Raw genomic sequence first — 17,014 nt, forward strand, 5'->3', positions numbered from 1 at the left:
CTATGAAAAAACATATTTTAGTTGTGGATGATGAACAAACTATACGAGAACTTTGTAAAGAGTTTCTTGAAGAAGAGGGATATAAAGTAACACTTGCAGTTGATGGACAGGATGCTCTTGATAAAATGGAATATGATGACTATGACCTTTTCCTCGTTGATATGGTTATGCCTCGTATAGATGGACTTGAACTAATGAAGAGGATTAAAAAGAAACAACCATTAGCTGTTATTGTTATTACAACAGGATTTTCCAGCATAGAGGGCGCAGTAAAGGCTGTGCATGCTGGAGCTTTTCAATATCTTTCTAAACCTATTAATGCTGAAGAACTTATTGAAGTTGTAAAAAAAGGCTTACAATACGCCAAAGATTTATACGGTCCACTTCAACAGGCTTTTGAACCAGGTGCTGAAGTTATGCAAAAGGCAGAACCTCTTATGTTACATGGATTCACACCAGAAGAAAAAGTTGACTTTTTAGCACTGGGACGTATTCATAAATATGATGTCAGTGAATATATTCCGATTGGTGATAAAAAGTCAGGTTCAATCATTTTGGTTGAAAGTGGCGACATATCAGTCTGGCTTAGTAATACAACTGTAGATTATCTAAGAAAGGGAGATACCTGGGGAGAAGAAAGCTTTATATTAGCTGGCTCTGTATTTACTAAACTTCGAGCAGAGACTGCTGTCAAAGTTAGACATTTTGATAGAAAAAGGATGTTAGATTTCTTTGCATATAAAGGGGAAAAATTATTAAAAAGATTTATGATTAATCTTATAAATTGTACATTTTCCAAATGGCGCAAATCTATTCAAAGAATTGTTATGCTGAAACTTGTCACCGGAGAAAAATGAAGAATATAGTATATCGTCAATCCCCGCGGACGCGGGGATTGCGTCCCGATAAATCGGGAGAAACGGTATATGTTCAATATCTATCGGCTCGTTAACCGTTTACCTAATGATGATTGGAGCCTCGCAATCGTTCAATGAATGACGAAAGGAACTTATGAGCCTGTCTTTTACACCTGAAATGTTAGTAGGATTACCAGAATATTTAATTGGTACAAGTAGATTCCAGAACATTAACAAAATTATCACTTATAATGCAACCTGGAGAAACGAAGCTTACAACAACCTAAAAAAATTACTTAAGCATATGCGAGAAATAAATGCCTCTGATATGGATTTCGGCGGACCAGGAGCAAATAGACAAATCTGGTATAGAGTCTATGGGAAAAAATCTCCATATCAAGATATGCCTTCGTACATTAATGATGAAGTTACCGCTATTTTATTAAGCATCCTATCTGACGAACAGAAAATAACACTTTTTAAAAATAAAAATGTAGACCTTTCTGTAGGAATGGTATTAGAAGAGGGGGAAGAACCCAGCCGTTTTCGTAGCGATATCTATTATGAAAGTAATGTTTTAGTAGCAAACTTTAGACGCATCAACCAAGAATTATTTACAATACAATCTTTAAACTTTCCCGAACCAATTATCAAAAGGTTAGACCTCCAATATGAAAAATCTGGTCTAATTTTAGTCACCGGAATCACAGGGTCAGGAAAAAGTTGTACATTAGATTCTATTATAGATATGAACAATCACAATAATCACTCTCATATTGTAATTATTGGAAATCCAATTGAATATATCCACCAATCAGATAAATGTATTATCAGACATAGGGAAGTTGGCGAAGATGTATTAAACTTTAGAGAGGGAACAATACAAGCATTAAGACAGGACCCGGATATAATTGTTGTTGGAGAGATGCGAGACCCGGAAACAATTGCTACAGTTCTTGAAGCCACTGATAGCGGTCATAAGTGTTTTACTACCCTGCACACAAGTTCTGCGGTTGATAGTATGCATAGAATTATTGCTGAATTTCCTCCAAGAGAGCAAGATAGAATAAGATTGAGATTGGCAGATACATTGAAAGTGATTATCTCTCAAAAATTAGTTCCAAATAAGCAAGGCAAGCTAACCTTAGCAAAAGAGATTCTTTCTGTAGATGCATCAGTGCGCGCTGCGATAAGAAATAAAAATATCAACGAAATTTATCAGATGATTACTGAAGGTAAAAGAAAAGGTATGATAGCCCTTGAGCAAGACCTATTTAATCTATGTAAAAACAATATAATAACAAGAGAAACAGCTATAAACTTTTCAAATAGCAGAAAAAGAATGCAGCAGTTGTTAACTTACTCAAAATAAGCCTCTAAATAATGAAATTTAAAAAAGAGAAATTAGCATTTGGCATTTTCCAGGATGGATTATCAATTAAAGTTGCTCAACTTGCTTTAGAAAATGGTAAAATAAAAATACAGCGTTTAGAAGAAACTGAACTTTCATCTCCTTTATACCCAAAAGAAATTACTGAAGAAGAAAAGAAATCTACATTAGAAGAATCAGAGTTTACTGACTTAGAAGAGGAAGAGCTAAATATTCCGGAAGTCTCAGAATTTGATGAAAAAGAAAGTTTTGAGGAAATTGAAAAAGAAAAAGCAATATCAGGAAAAAGTGACTTACAAAAATTACTTCTTAAATTTCCTATAGAAAAAGGCAAGATTGCCCTCAATGCAAACGAAGAACAAATTTCGTATAAGCAATTTGATGAAATACCTACAGCAAAGATAAAAAAGAGAATCAAATCAGAACTTTTATCCAAAGAAGAAATCCAATCCAAAGATTATGAGTTAAGTTATATATTAAATCCTGATAAAACTATTCTGGCCTTTGTGCATCGCGGTAAGTTTGAACTCCTTAATGTCTTACAGGATACTAATCTTGTTACTTCAAAAAAGAAATTCTTTTATAGTTTTATAGATACAAATGAAATCTCACTAATAAATTTAGTGAGAACTTGCTATGACTTTCCTCCAGAGGATTATGTGTTGATTTTGTACATTGGTGTTGATTATAGAGTGGAAATTGTAATGAAAGGTAAAAACTATCACGCAGCATTTCCAATTATTGTTACAGAGACAAAACCGGAAAAAATGAGGCAAGCAATTTACTCTAAAATTATCTTAGAGCAAGATGTGTCTAATATACCTATTACTAAACATATTATTTTGGCTGGAGAGCATGTTAGCGACGAAGATATTGAATCATTCCGAGAAAAATGTGATTCCGGGTCAACAATCAATCGCTTAGAATTAGGTAAAATCGGTATCATAAAAGGAAAAGATGAAATTACTCCTGAGAAAATTGCTCAGTATGCTATACCTATTGCACTTGCCTGGAAGACATTAGAACCAAAAAATAAAGATTTCTTCCCGAGCAATCTCCTTCCATCAAAGATAATTGAAAGTCAAAAGCATTTTAAAATAGCCTGGCATGGATTTATTGTTTTAGCTGCAATATTCTATTTTGCTTTAACCGGGACTATCAAGAATATGAACTTGAAGCAAGAAGCCTTAGATATGGGAAAAAAGAATATAAATCTAGAAATTGAACTAAAAAAAATTAGGGTTCAAATTGCCAGGCTTAATAAAGTAAAAAGAGAACTTGCTATTCTGGAAAAAAATGTTAAAAAAATCGAGAAATTAACTGGAAACAAAAATCAGTGGCATTATATTCTAAATGTTATAGCAAACTCATTCTTAGAAAATAAAGTAAGTTGGATAACTAATTTAAAAAGCTCAGAAAATAACTTTCAAATTTCAGGATATACAACGAAAAAAAGAAATATTATCAAGTTTTCAAAACTATTTCCTGGCGGCAGAATTGAAAGAATTACAGAACATTCCATTCAAGATTTACCGATCTGGAAATATGATATGACTTTTTCATATCCTAATCCTAAAGATACTAATAAAGAAAAAGAAGAAAGTTTATCTGAAATTCACATAGCTGAAGTGCCGGAAAAATCATCAGAACCCATAACTGAAAAACCAGTTGAACCTGAGATTTATAAAGAAACTTCTGAAAAAGATAAATTAAAAATTTATAACTCTATTACAAAATTATATTTTGCAAGTAATTCAAAAGAAGCATACGAAAGGTTTCAAGAATTTGTTTTAGAATATCCTGAGTATAAATATTCTTATAATGCTAATTATCTTATGGGGGAATGTCTTTACACGATGGGAAAAATTTCAGAAGCGAAAGATATCTTTGAAAATATTCTCAAACAAAATGGAGCTAAAACACCTGATGCTCTTATTATGCTTGGGAACTCCTGCCAAAAACTAAATGACATTAATACTGCAATTTACTATTGGAATAAATTAGTAACCGATTATCCAAATAATAAATTAGCAAAAATAGCTCAAAATAAAATCAATACCTTTTCTAAAACTAAGGATACTAATAAAGAAAAAACGGAAAGGGCGCCTGAAGCGGCTATAAACAAAATTATAGAAAAATCAGCATCTAAAACACCACAAAATGAATATGTTTCTTATAAAAAAAATAATGAAAAAAATGTATTTGAATTGCAATTAATATCAAGAAAAAACCTTTCAAAAGTTGAAGAAGCAAAGAACAAAATAGAACAACATGGATATAAAACAAAAGTTTCTTCGGTTAAAAAAGATGGGGAAATTTTCTATCGCTTACGGCTGGATAGTACATATACAAAATCTGAAGCTGTTGCAATAGGAAAAAAAATAAAAGAACAATTTCCTTTTATTAACAGTTATTGGATAGAGAAATTAGAATATAATGAAAATATTCCAGAGATTTATCAGAGTATTACAAAAACATATTTTTCTGGAAATATTGAAAAAGCATATAAAGAGTTAAATAAGTTTATTGAAAATTATCCAACCCATCCTCTCGCTTATAATGCCAGTTATCTTATTGGAGAATGCTTGTACAGATTGGATAAAATTAGCCGGGCAAAATCTATATTTGAAAATGTAATTAAACTAAAGGGGACTAAAACATCCTATGCTCTTATGATGCTTGGAAACTCCTACCAAAAACTAAATGACATTAATACTGCAATTTATTATTGGAATAAATTAGTAACCGATTATCCAAATAATAAATTATCAAAAATCGCTCAATATAAAATAAATGTTTTCGGAAAATAGATAATATGCCACATACAGTTAGAAATACAATTGTTTTAGTTGTTTTATTGTTAATTGTAATAATTGGCATTATATTAGCTAATGCAAATTATGTTAAAAGATTAGAAAAATTAAAAAAATCAAACAAAGAAAACTCAGAGATGCAGGAAAGACTCAGAAAGGAAAATCCAGATTTGGAAAATGAAGAAAAAGTTATGGAATCTCTTGATGATATGAAAAAACAAGTTCTTGAAAATAGTAAACTTATACTCAAAGAAGACACTCCAACTCTTACATACCAATATTTAGTTGATATTGCGGATAATTTCTGCCCTGATGTAAGTTTTAATTTCCAGATTTCAAAATCTGGAAAGGTTAAAGAATTTTCTTTTAATACATACACGATTTCTGGTGATGCCAACATAAAATCTCTTTATTTTTTTGTATTTCAAATTGAGTATCAATCCCCTCTTTATACAATTGAATCTATTAAAATTGCTGAACAATCTGTAGCTAAAGCTGATACAGTAAGCTTTACAATTACCCTGAATGCATATTATAATGAGGATGGGACTGAACTACAAAACATACTATTTAGAAATTTTAGGTTTACAAATCTTAGATATAATCCATTTTATTCCAGAATCCATACCCCTATATCTGATGAATATGAGCTTAAATTTCTAAATATATATACATCAACGATAATTGGATTATCTCCGTATAAAGCTTTTTTGCGTGATGATAAAGGAAGGATTCATACCTTAAGGACCGGTGAAAAGGTGGCTTATGGATATTTAGATCACATTAATTGGTATAAACAGGCAGCAGTTTTTACGATAAATAGAATTGGTATTCCTGAAGAGAAAATAATATATATGAATGAGGATAAATTATGAAAAAGACACTGATAATTTTGATCATATTTTTTGTGTATTTTAACTTATTCGCTCAACTCCAGACAGGTAAAAATTATAGTGAAAAAGAATTAATAACTATCTCTCAAACTCTACCTATTCCAGATGCTTTGAAAACTCTTGAAGTTATGTCTCAACAGTTTGAAGGTAAAAAAATCATTAATATGAGTAGCGTAACAAAACCAATTGGAATTCCAATTAAAAAATTATATTGGAAGGAAGCCCTCAATATTATTATTAGTTATCATAATCTCGTACTTGAGGAACTACCAGGTGCATACTTAATTAAAGATTTAATTGTAGAGAAAGAAGTTCCTAAAGAAGAAAAACCAGAAATTTCAATTGATACCAAACAGGTAAAAATCAGTGCAATACTATTTAAAGCTGATAGATCATTCCTAAACAGTATTGGCATTGACTGGTCAACACTATTCAACAATAAAGTAGTTGCTTCAATTGATTTCAAAGGTGGAAGTATGGTTGGTTCTGAACTATTGCAGGCTACAGGTTCTACAAGACTTGAATCAGGTAATATAACTGTTGATATTAATACCCTTTTACGAATAATTGAAAGTAATCAAAAGGGAACAGTTATCGCAAGACCATCTCTTTGTGTTTTATCTGAAAAAACTGGAAAGATTCAAGTTGGTGATGATTTCTCTGTCAAACAAGTAGATGAAGCCGGAAATATCACCGATAAATTCTTTAGCACCGGTGTTATTATGGATGTTACACCAACCGTTATAGAAGAGGATGGAAAAGAGGCTATTCATCTGCATACTAGCGTTGAAAAGAGCTCAGCAGTTCCCGGGGAAATTAGCACGATTATCCATACAAGTCAATCAGCAACCGATGTTTTATTATTTGATGGCGAGGAAACCGTGATGGGTGGCCTATATGATACAGAGGTTACAATAGTTCGTACTGGAATTCCACTTCTAAAAGATTTACCATGGTGGGTCTTTGGAATACGTTATCTTACAGGATATAATAAGAAAGAGAAAAATATTCGCGAAATGATTATCATATTAAAGGCTGAAATCGCAAAACCTCTTGATAAGAGAAAAAAAGAATTTATCTCTACTAAAGAAAAGATAGAAAAATTTAGAAAAGCTTCAACTAATATTGATACACTATTTATTGAGAATAAAAAAGGAAAAAATGAAAATAAAAAATAAAAAATATATTTTATTTCTCTTCTCTGTAATTATTGTTGTTCTTTATATTATGAGTTGTGGAAAATTGACTTCTCCAAGTAAAGAAGCTCCCACTAACTTAAAAATTGAAAAAATTGTAGATGGCAGAATAAAACTAACCTGGAATTACTTTAACACAAATGACACTATTCAATTTGTTGTTGCCAGAAGAGCTGGTGAAGGTAACTGGAACGAGAATTATGAAGTCATTTCTGATGAATCTTGTTTATTTGAAGATAATATCCCAACTAATGATAGTTTAGTTTATGCGTATAAAGTAAAAGCTGAGAATATAACAAAGGCTACCTCCTCATATTTCTCAGAAGTTATTGCTTACTTTTCTGATAATACAACACCAACAAATATTGTTATTGAGCAAATAACTCAAGATACAATTAAAATAATCTGGAATGATAGGTGCGCAGGCGAAGATGGATATCTCGTTGATAAAAAGATTGGTAACGGTTTATGGAATAATAACTACAAAAAGCTTACAGCAAATGTAAACAATTTTCTTGATACTACAACACTTTTTGATACAATATATTACAGAGTATCTGCCTTTGTTGGAGAATCAAAATCAGTTTCAGTTGAAAATTCAATAACCCCTACTTTTCCAAGCCCATCAAATTTAACATACAGCATACTCGCAATAACCAAAATTAAACTTAATTGGACTGACAATTCAGATGGAGAGGAAGGTTTTAAAATAGATAAAAAATTAAATGATGGGAACTGGCAATCCTCTTATGGAACGACTGCAGAAAATGCTACGCAATGGACAGATAATAATGCTGATATTAATCAAAATATAAAATATAGAGTCTATGCTTATGGACAGAACCACTATTCCAGCTTTATTGAAACCGATGAGATTGATGATATCTTTCCGGCACCATCAAATGTTACATTACAGAAACCAGATCCAAGTAAAATCAAAATTATGTGGGATGATAATAGCCAGGGTGAACAAGGATTTTATATTGATAAAAAAATTGGAGAATTGGATTGGGTAACAGAATATGCAACTATTGATAGTAATATAACAAATTGGATTGATGATATTCCACAACCCTGCGGTACTTTTTACTATCGGGTTAGAGCCTTTTATAATGGATTTTATTCAGATTATAGTAATGAAGAACATACAAATATTAGATTAAAGCTGGTTGATTCTTTAAATACTTTGTGTAAGGCTAATGAAGTATTTGTATCAAACTCCGGCTGGTATGCTTTTGTAGCTGATGGATATAACGGACTTGTTATTATTGACTGTATAAATCCAACTTTACCCAATGAAATCACCACAATGGATCTTCCCGACCGTACATTGTCAGTTTTTGTTCAGGACAATTTAGCTTATGTAACAAATCACAATGGTGGTTTTAATTTTGTTGATATTAGTATTATTAATTCTCCTGAAATAATTGGAAGTTGCTTTACTGAAGGTATGCCAAACGATGTATTTGTTTATGGAGATTATGCATATGTGGCGGATGGAGCTGAAGGTCTTACAATAATTATTACATCTGGAGATCCTCATTTTAGTGCAAACATCTCAACCAATGGTGATGCCAGAAGGGTGTTTGTTAAAAACAGTTGTGATTATGCATTCGTTGCCAATGGTCTAAACGGAGGACTTGCTATTATTGACATTTCTGACCCATCAACTCCTATATCTGTATCTAACTTACCAATTAATGGTCTCTCACAAGATGTCTATGTACTTGAAAACTATGCATACTTAGCAAATGGCGAGTATGGATTAGAAATTATTGATATTTCTGATGTAAACTCTCCGACTCCTGTTGCCAATTGTCCAACCAATGGTTTTGCCTATAGCGTTTATGCTCAAGATAATTATGTATACTTAGCAGATAAAGATAGGGGTTTGATTGTAATAGATGTTTCAAACCCTTTATCTCCTTATGTCTTAGGGAATTTTGAAATGTCAACAGAACCCGTATCCATTTATAAGTTTGGGAGTTATGTATACTTAGCAGATAATGAAGGATTAAAAATTATTCAGGTCGCACCATAATAAAATATGTGAAAACTATGAAAAAATTAAATAAGGAGGAACCATGAAAAAGATAGTTATTATCTTATTTGGTGTATTACTTACAGCCTCAATTACAACCGCTGACACAAATATTCCCGGTGGCAATGTCAGCGGAATTTGGACCTTTGCAGGTAGTCCGTATATTATTGATGGTGAAATCCAAATCCAAGCAGGAGATACATTGATAATAGAACCTGGTGTAGAAATTCAATTTTCAGGACATTATAAGTTTAATGTGTATGGTAGATTGTTAGTAGAAGGTAATGCTGATAGTCTTATTACTTTTACTGCACAGGATACTTCTACTGGCTGGCATGGACTTAGATTCTATGATACCAATATAAACGGGCAGGAAGCTTCAAGCTTAGTTTATTGCACATTAGAATACGGTAGGGCAACTGGAGCTGAGAGTTCGGGCGGTGCTGTTTATCTTGAAAATTCTGATGAAAATTTTCAAGATGTAACTATTCATAACAACTATGCTGCTGGATATGGTGGTGGAACGTATTTCTTGAATTCAAATCCTAATTTAACCAATGTTAGTATACTTGACAATTCAGCTTATTATGATGGTGGTGGTGTGTTCTGTTTCTCCTCCAGTCCATCTTTAATTAAAGTTACAATAAGTGGAAATACTACTGAGTGGAATGGTGGTGGTATTGCATGCTTTAATAATTCAAATCCAGAGTTAGTAAATGTTACAATTTCTCAAAATATCTCCTATCAGAATGGTTGTGGAATTGCTTGTTTATATAATTCAAGTGTGGATTTATTAAATTCAATTGTGTGGAATAATGATAATCATGAAATCTTTGTAGCTTCCACAGGTGAAATAACAGTTGAATATTCGGATGTCCTTGGCGACTCTGCTGGAATTGAAATCTCTGGTGATGCAATTGTGAACTGGCTTGAAGGGAACATTGATGAAGACCCACTTTTTGTAAATCCATTTAATCATGATTATAATTTACAGGCAGCTTCTCCCTGCATTGATGCGGGTGACCCAGATCCTTTTTACAATGACCCTGACGGAACCAGAAATGATATGGGAGCGTATTGCTTTCACCAATCTGGGATTCGGGGAACAGTTACTATTACTCAAGGATCTGGCAATGTTGAAGATGTTGTTATAGAAGTTACTGGTGACACAATAACATCAGTAAGTCCATCCGAAAATGGAACTTATACTGTTACTGTATCGGCTGGGACTTATAATGTAACAGCCACTTTGGAAGAATATTTCCCTTATCCAGTAAGTTATGATAGTCTAGTAGTTGGAGAAGGAGAATTGGTTTCAGGTATTGACTTTGATATGAGTCCAATTTTACCAGGCTCAATTGAAGGTAAAGTTGACATTGCAGGTTTAGGAGATGTAGAAGATGTTGAAATTACTGCAGGCGAAGAAATGACCAATCCTTATCCGGTATATGATCCTTGGGGGGTCTTACTTTATTACTATTATATTTTAGAAATAGCTCCTGGTATCTATGATGTTACTGCCTCTCTGACAGGTTATCAAGATTCTACTGTAACAGATGTAATTGTTCAATCAATGCAACAAACATTAGACATAAATTTTGTGCTTCAGCCTATCACTTATGAAGGCTATATCTCTGGAACCGTTACTCTTAAAAATGGGACTGGCAATGTAGAGGATGTAGAAGTTAGTGTTCCTGGTTTTGACCCAGTTCATCCTGATGCAAATGGTGATTATTTATTAACAGTTGTAAATGGGACTTATGATGTTACCGCTTCTTTAGAGGGATATACTTCCATCACAATTCGCGATGTAGTTGTCATACCTGATCAAACTATTACAGGTATTAATATGACACTCATAAATTGGGAGATTATTCCAGGAACTCAGTATAATATGACTGTATTTACAACAGTCACATTAGATGGTAAATTTGTTTGTGGTGATAGTAGTAATCAAGTAGCAGCATTTGGACCTGGTGGAGAAAATGACTGTCGGGGAATAGCTATATGGCAAGAAGGGAATCATTCATTATGGAGTAATTATTGGGATTTATCTGGATACTGGCATTTTACAATAGTAAGTAACAATAATTCTGGAGAAACAATACGATTCAAATTATATGAAACTCAAACTGATAGTATTTATGACTATTGTTATGAATCAATTATCTTCGTAGATGATCCTGATACTTGTAGTGCTACTGCAATTGATTTAAATGCTCCGTCACCAATAAGAGACCAGCAATTTAATCTTATTGAAGAATGGAACTGGATATCTTTCAATCTCCATCCGGAGAATCCTTCAATTGACTCGGTATTTGCTTCTTTAACTCCAAATGATATTTATCAGGTGAAGAATCAAACTCAGGCTTCAACATATTTTCCTGGCGGATGGGTTGGAGACCTTAACTATATTACAGACGGAGAAGGATATTTAGTAAATATGATCAATAGTTATGACGGCTTTACTTTGAGCGGAGAAGCAATTAATCCAATAATACATCCAATAGATTTAGTTCCAAATTGGAATTGGGTTGGATATTATCCTTATGTCTCACTTACTTTACCTGAAGCATTAGCTTCAATAAGTGCAACTGTGGTAAAGACACAAGACAAATCTGCTGTGTATGATGGTGGTTGGCTTGGAGACTTAACGCAAATGGAACCTGGGGTAGGGTATAAAATATGTATGACCGCTGAGGGTGTACTAACATATCCTGGAACCAGTTGTTATAGAACTCTGCCTTTGAATGGACAAGATAAGGAATATAACGCCGCAGGCTGGGAAGTAGTGTCAGGAACTCAAGCTAATATGATAGCTATGGTAAAGATTATACTTAATGAAGAAGTTATTAATAATTCAGAAGACTATGTTATTGGAGTCTTTGATAATGAAGATAATTGCCGTTCTATTGGAAAAAAAGTGTATGATTTTTGGTATTTTACTATAGTCGGAAATGTAGATGGAGCAGAATTACACTTTAAAGTATACAATTTACAAACTGAAAAAATATTTGAAAGCAATGAGAAAATAATCTTCCAAAATGATGCTATTATTGGCTCTCCTGAAAAAGCTATTATTGTAACTTGTAATGGTTCAAACAGTGATATTCCAGAAGAGTATAATTTGTATAATTCCCATCCCAATCCTTTCTATAACTCAACTTCTATAAAGTATCAAATTCCAAAAAGAACTAAAGTTAATATCTCAATATATAATATTCTTGGTCAAAAAGTAAAAACTTTAGTTAATTTAACAAAAGACCCGGATACATATCTTGTAAAATGGAATGGAAAAGATGCTAAAAATAACTCATTGCCAAGCGGAATATATTTCTATAAACTAACTACTGATAAATATACTGAAATTCAGAAATTAGTAAAACTTAAATAATTACAATTATCTAATAAAAGGAAAGGTGGTTTTTGATAAGCTGCCTTTCCTTATATTCAAATTATTATATGTGAATTGATAAATTAATTTCACATAGAGCCTAAAGGAAGAATTAATGAAAATAAAAATATTTATTCTTACCTTACTATTAATATTTGTAAATCAATTTTTATATGCAGATCCACCAAACTGGGAACATATATATGGAACTCAATATTCAATGGTATTAATGGCAGAAGTTACATTTGATGGAGAGGTATTTGAAGGAACAGGGAATAATATGGCTGGTGCTTTTTGTTTCACTGATAGTTTAGAATGCCGAAGTGTAGCTACATGGCAAGAACCCAATCCTCCACATTGGGAAGGATACTGGCATTTTGTTATTGTTGCAAATGAAAACGGCGAAGAAATAAGTTTTAAAATATACGACGATTCAACTGATGTAATTTACAATTGTAACCAAACAATCTTTTTTGAAGATAATACAACAATTGGTAATCCAGGTGAACCTTTTATGTTAACCTCACCCCTATCTGTAGATGCTCCGAATCACATTCTAACTTTTCATCTTAATCAAAATATACCTAACCCCTTTAATGCAACAACATATATCAGTTTCTCACTACCAAAGTCATGTAATGTTAAAATACAAATTTACAATGTGAAAGGTCAATTAGTTACAACTCTAATTGATGAATATAAACCTGCTGGATATCATTCGGCTGACTGGAATGTTAAAGATATGAGTTCTGGAATTTATTTCTACAAATTACATACCGATACATTTATTTCTATCAAAAAGTGCATTATTTTGAAATAATGTAAAAGGTAGAAAAAATGAGACAAGACCTTCAAGCCACTAACTGATGGGTGAAGGTCTATTTTTTACAATAAAGTTTGACAAAAAATTTCTACAATATCTATTTCTATTTTAGGAGATATACAAAATGATTGACAAAGGTAAGACAAAAAAAGAACTTGTAGATGAACTGGCAAAACTGCGTAGGCGAATTGCGGAATTGGAAAAATTAGAAAATCATCGCAAGAAAGCAGAGATGGAAAACGAGGAACGCCGCCTTTATCTGCAAGCAGTGCTGACTGATGCTCCTGATGCCATAATTACTATGGATGCCCATCATAAAATAATTATGTGTAATCAGGTAGCTGAGAAACTTTTCGGATATTCAAAAAAAGAGATGATAGATAAGGATATTGATGACCTGATTGCAGGTGCTGATAAATTTGAGGAAGCAAAACTTTATAGTAAACAGGTATTAGCTGGAGAAAATATACCAACTGTAGAGACCGTCCGATATCGGAAGGATGGTACCCCTGTGGATGTAGTGATGGCTGGTTCACCAATATTAATAGGAAATGAATTAGTCGGAGCAGTGGCAGTTTATACTGATATTACCAAGCGAAAGCAAATGGAAGTAGAAATTAAAAAATATTCACTGGAACTTGAACACAAGATAGAAGAGTTGAGGAAAGTTAATGATGAGTTATCTCAATACACTTATGCTGTTTCACACGACCTTCGTGCTCCTCTACGCGCACTAAACAACTATTGCCGATTCCTTCAAGAGGATTGTAGTGATAGTTTAGATGATACTGGACAGGAATATATCCAAGGTATTGCAGAGAATGTATGGCATATGGAGGAACTGGTAACAGACCTTCTGGAATACTCAATAATAGGAAGAACCAAGCCAAAGATAACCAATGTAAATGTTGGCAAGCTCCTGTCTCGGCTTGTCTCCCAGTTGCACCCAGATGAAAATGTTGAGATAACTCTTCCAAAAGAAGATATTATAATTCAAGCCAACGAAATCCAGATGGAACAAATATTTTCCAACCTCCTTTCAAATGCACTTAAATTTAACAAATCTGATAATCCGCATATTATTGTAGGATATAAGGAAACCAATAACACCTGGGAATTCTCTATTAAAGATAATGGAATTGGCATTTCGTCTAAATATTTTGATAAGATATTTGGTATCTTTCAACGACTGCATACCCAAGAAGAATATGAGGGTACCGGCATTGGACTGGCAATTGTTAAAAAGGCTGTAGAACAACATGGCGGCACCATTTGGGTAGAATCAACGTCAGGTAAAGGTAGTATCTTTACATTTACCTTGCCGAAAATAAAGGCAGAACAATTACACCAAAAAACTGGGTAATGCCAGAGAACAAATATAGGTGGTATAATAAAATGAGTAATATATTGAAAGATTTCCCTGTTCTCCTCGTTGAAGACAATAAGCACGATGTTATTTTTGTTAAGCGTGCCTGGAAACTTCATAAAATTACAAATCCTCTTTCCGTAGTCCCTCATGGTGAGGCGTGTCTCCAATTTCTCCGTAATGAAGAAAAATACTCTGATTCTGAAAAATTTCCAAGACCAGGCATCATACTAATGGATATACGAATGCCCATAATGGATGGTGTTGAATGCCTCGGTATTCTCAAAAAAGATCCACAACTTAAGTCAATTCCAGTGATTATGCTTACAACCTCAAAAGAAGAAAGTGACCGCATCAGAAGCTATCAACTCGGCTGCAATACTTTTATCCAAAAACCCGTGGATTTTGAAAATTTCTCAAACGCCATTCGTGAGATTCAGATATACTGGACAATGTCTGAATTACCATAAAAGATTGATTATAAAAGATAACCAAAAATGAAATGAAAATACATCCCTCTCTACATCGCCGATTATCCTTGCGGACCCGGTGAGAAAAATAATAAAAATATGGAGAAAAAATTATGAAAAAAAAGTTAAAAATCCTTTTGGTTGAAGATATCAAACATGATTACATTGCTATGAATAGAGCATTGGACAAGAGTGAGCTTGACTGCAAAATACTTTGGGTAAAGCAAGGAAAAGATGCAATCCAACATCTTTGCTCCGCATCATTTGATATAGTTCTAATTGATTATAAACTCCCAGATGAGAATGGCCTTGAACTTTTAAAAGAGATAAAGAAGAATAAACTAAATGTCCCTGTTGTTTTTGTAGCAGCTTCAGGGAACGAATCTATCGCTGCAGAGGCAATCAAATTAGGTGCCCAGGATTACATAGTAAAAGACCCTTTGGCGAGATACCTTGAAATAATCCCTGATGTAATAAAAAAAGCTATGACTCAATGGAAAATGGAGCAGGAACAAAAAATATCTGCTGAAAAATTAAAAAGAAACGAAGAACGCTATCGTGCATTTATACAGAGCAGCTCAGAAGGAATATGGTGTTTTGAATCTGCTGAGCCAATTCCTATTGACCTTGATGAAGATAAAATTATAGAACTTATATTCGCTACTGGAACTCTTGTTGAATGCAACAATATGATGGCACAAATGTATGGATTTAAAAAAAGGGAAGATATAATCGGAGCCCGACTTGAGAATCTCCTTGTTCCTGCTGATAAAAGAAATATTGAATACCTAAAAAACTTTATTCACAGTGACTTTCGACTTATTGATGGAGAATCCCATGAACCTGATATTAAAGGAATAATTCATGTGTATCTCAATAATCTAATCGGAATTATTGAAAAAGACTCTCTAATCCGCTGTTGGGGAACACAACGTGATATTACTCCTTTGAAAAACATTGAAAAATCTTTGAAACAAGAACTACGCAACAGAAAAATTCTACAAGATGTAGTCCTAAGTCTTCTTGAAACTGATTTTAAAAAATCTATTTTAACCGCTTTAAAAGCTATTAGAATAGGGCTAAATCTCCCCCGTGTCGTATTTAGAGCAAAAGTTGATTCAAAAAAGATTGGCAAATTTCAGATGAAAGAGAAAACTTCCCGGGTATTGAATCGCTTCTACCTATTACTAAACGAGGAGAAGAGACAATAGCCGCTTATGAAAAAAAGGAAATTTCTGTAGTTAATGATGTTCGTGAAAAATACTGGTACGAAAAATATAAAGAAAAATGGCGAAAAGCAAAATTGATTGCTTATCTTATCATACCTTGTATAAATTCTAATGGTAATGTTAATGGCGTTCTCTACCTTCATGATGATAAAGTACATAATTGGAACCAGGATGATATTAATATTGGCAAAGCAGTAGCAACAGAATTTTCCGCAGTCATTGAGCGCAAGCAAATAGAAGAAGCACTTAAGAAGAAAAATGAAGAATTGGAAGCTTTCAACAAATTAGTTATTGGAAGAGAATTAAGAATGATTGAACTGAAAAAGGAGGTAAATGAACTTCTTGAGAAATTGGGTAAAGAGGCAAAATATAAAATGGTAGAATAAAGACTCGAGTTCAGAGGAGCAAAAGCGAGGCTGGACTTGAGTCGGAAGAGATGCATTGCATTCTGAACTCCATCAAAAAAGATGAAGTCCAGTCTGCTGTGAAGTCAAATATCTAAAATTAGAAAAAGGAGAAAACCATGGATAAGAAAACATTAA

Annotated in this window: 12 protein-coding genes; all 12 read left to right on the forward strand. The window is 33.0% G+C overall.

The genetic code is table 11. The features are described 5' to 3' along the window. Positions 1–2 precede the first annotated feature (2 nt). The 12 genes from U9R23_07695 to U9R23_07750 all read left to right on the forward strand — a co-directional run bounded on the left by U9R23_07695 (position 3) and on the right by U9R23_07750 (position 16,858). Positions 3–857, forward strand: a complete 855-nt coding sequence (locus U9R23_07695) for a response regulator (protein ID MEA3476305.1) — start codon at positions 3–5, stop codon at positions 855–857. A 178-nt stretch (positions 858–1,035) separates the two neighbouring features. Then, on the forward strand, positions 1,036–2,229 hold the full coding sequence (locus U9R23_07700; protein MEA3476306.1) for an ATPase, T2SS/T4P/T4SS family: 1,194 nt from the start codon (positions 1,036–1,038) through the stop codon (positions 2,227–2,229). Positions 2,230–2,240: 11 nt separating this feature from the next. After that, positions 2,241–5,057 (forward strand): tetratricopeptide repeat protein, encoded by a 2,817-nt coding sequence (locus tag U9R23_07705; protein MEA3476307.1) that lies wholly within the window; start codon positions 2,241–2,243, stop codon positions 5,055–5,057. 5 nt (positions 5,058–5,062) lie between these two features. Next, complete coding sequence (locus tag U9R23_07710) at positions 5,063–5,935, forward strand: hypothetical protein (protein ID MEA3476308.1); 873 nt, start codon at positions 5,063–5,065, stop codon at positions 5,933–5,935. Then, positions 5,932–7,131, forward strand: a complete 1,200-nt coding sequence (locus U9R23_07715; protein ID MEA3476309.1) for a hypothetical protein — start codon at positions 5,932–5,934, stop codon at positions 7,129–7,131. The genes U9R23_07710 and U9R23_07715 overlap by 4 nt, the downstream gene beginning before the upstream one ends. Next, the gene (locus tag U9R23_07720; GenBank protein MEA3476310.1) at positions 7,115–9,190 is read left to right on the forward strand and encodes a hypothetical protein; all 2,076 of its coding nucleotides are present in this window, start codon (positions 7,115–7,117) and stop codon (positions 9,188–9,190) included. Before U9R23_07715 ends, U9R23_07720 begins: the two co-directional genes overlap by 17 nt. Before the next feature lie 43 nt (positions 9,191–9,233). Continuing rightward, a complete protein-coding gene (locus U9R23_07725; GenBank protein MEA3476311.1) occupies positions 9,234–12,584 on the forward strand; it encodes a T9SS type A sorting domain-containing protein in 3,351 nt (1,116 codons plus the stop codon). 115 nt (positions 12,585–12,699) lie between these two features. Next, positions 12,700–13,404: a T9SS type A sorting domain-containing protein gene (locus U9R23_07730; GenBank protein ID MEA3476312.1), complete on the forward strand. Its 705-nt coding sequence runs from the start codon at positions 12,700–12,702 to the stop codon at positions 13,402–13,404. 127 nt (positions 13,405–13,531) lie between these two features. Beyond that, positions 13,532–14,770, forward strand: coding sequence for an ATP-binding protein (locus U9R23_07735; GenBank protein ID MEA3476313.1), 1,239 nt, complete (start codon positions 13,532–13,534; stop codon positions 14,768–14,770). Between the two features lie 32 nt (positions 14,771–14,802). Further along, the gene (locus tag U9R23_07740) at positions 14,803–15,243 is read left to right on the forward strand and encodes a response regulator (protein MEA3476314.1); all 441 of its coding nucleotides are present in this window, start codon (positions 14,803–14,805) and stop codon (positions 15,241–15,243) included. A gap of 113 nt (positions 15,244–15,356) precedes the next feature. After that, the gene (locus U9R23_07745; protein ID MEA3476315.1) at positions 15,357–16,454 is read left to right on the forward strand and encodes a response regulator; all 1,098 of its coding nucleotides are present in this window, start codon (positions 15,357–15,359) and stop codon (positions 16,452–16,454) included. A gap of 92 nt (positions 16,455–16,546) precedes the next feature. After that, entirely contained in the window at positions 16,547–16,858 is a 312-nt protein-coding gene (locus U9R23_07750; protein ID MEA3476316.1) for a GAF domain-containing protein, read from the forward strand. Positions 16,859–17,014: the final 156 nt, after the last annotated feature.

Source organism: Candidatus Cloacimonadota bacterium, from assembly GCA_034722995.1.
Classification (GTDB): domain Bacteria; phylum Cloacimonadota; class Cloacimonadia; order JGIOTU-2; family JGIOTU-2; genus JAGMCF01.

Bases quoted from the DNA above. Each gene is read 5' to 3' on its own strand.
- U9R23_07700 (MEA3476306.1), top strand. From the start codon at position 1,036: ATGTTAGTAGGATTACCAGAATATTTAATTGGTACAAGTAGATTCCAG.
- U9R23_07730 (MEA3476312.1), top strand. From the start codon at position 12,700: ATGAAAATAAAAATATTTATTCTTACCTTACTATTAATATTTGTAAAT.
- U9R23_07695 (MEA3476305.1), top strand. From the start codon at position 3: ATGAAAAAACATATTTTAGTTGTGGATGATGAACAAACTATACGAGAA.
- U9R23_07735 (MEA3476313.1), top strand. From the start codon at position 13,532: ATGATTGACAAAGGTAAGACAAAAAAAGAACTTGTAGATGAACTGGCA.
- U9R23_07720 (MEA3476310.1), top strand. From the start codon at position 7,115: ATGAAAATAAAAAATAAAAAATATATTTTATTTCTCTTCTCTGTAATT.
- U9R23_07725 (MEA3476311.1), top strand. From the start codon at position 9,234: ATGAAAAAGATAGTTATTATCTTATTTGGTGTATTACTTACAGCCTCA.
- U9R23_07740 (MEA3476314.1), top strand. From the start codon at position 14,803: ATGAGTAATATATTGAAAGATTTCCCTGTTCTCCTCGTTGAAGACAAT.
- U9R23_07715 (MEA3476309.1), top strand. From the start codon at position 5,932: ATGAAAAAGACACTGATAATTTTGATCATATTTTTTGTGTATTTTAAC.
- U9R23_07705 (MEA3476307.1), top strand. From the start codon at position 2,241: ATGAAATTTAAAAAAGAGAAATTAGCATTTGGCATTTTCCAGGATGGA.
- U9R23_07710 (MEA3476308.1), top strand. From the start codon at position 5,063: ATGCCACATACAGTTAGAAATACAATTGTTTTAGTTGTTTTATTGTTA.
- U9R23_07745 (MEA3476315.1), top strand. From the start codon at position 15,357: ATGAAAAAAAAGTTAAAAATCCTTTTGGTTGAAGATATCAAACATGAT.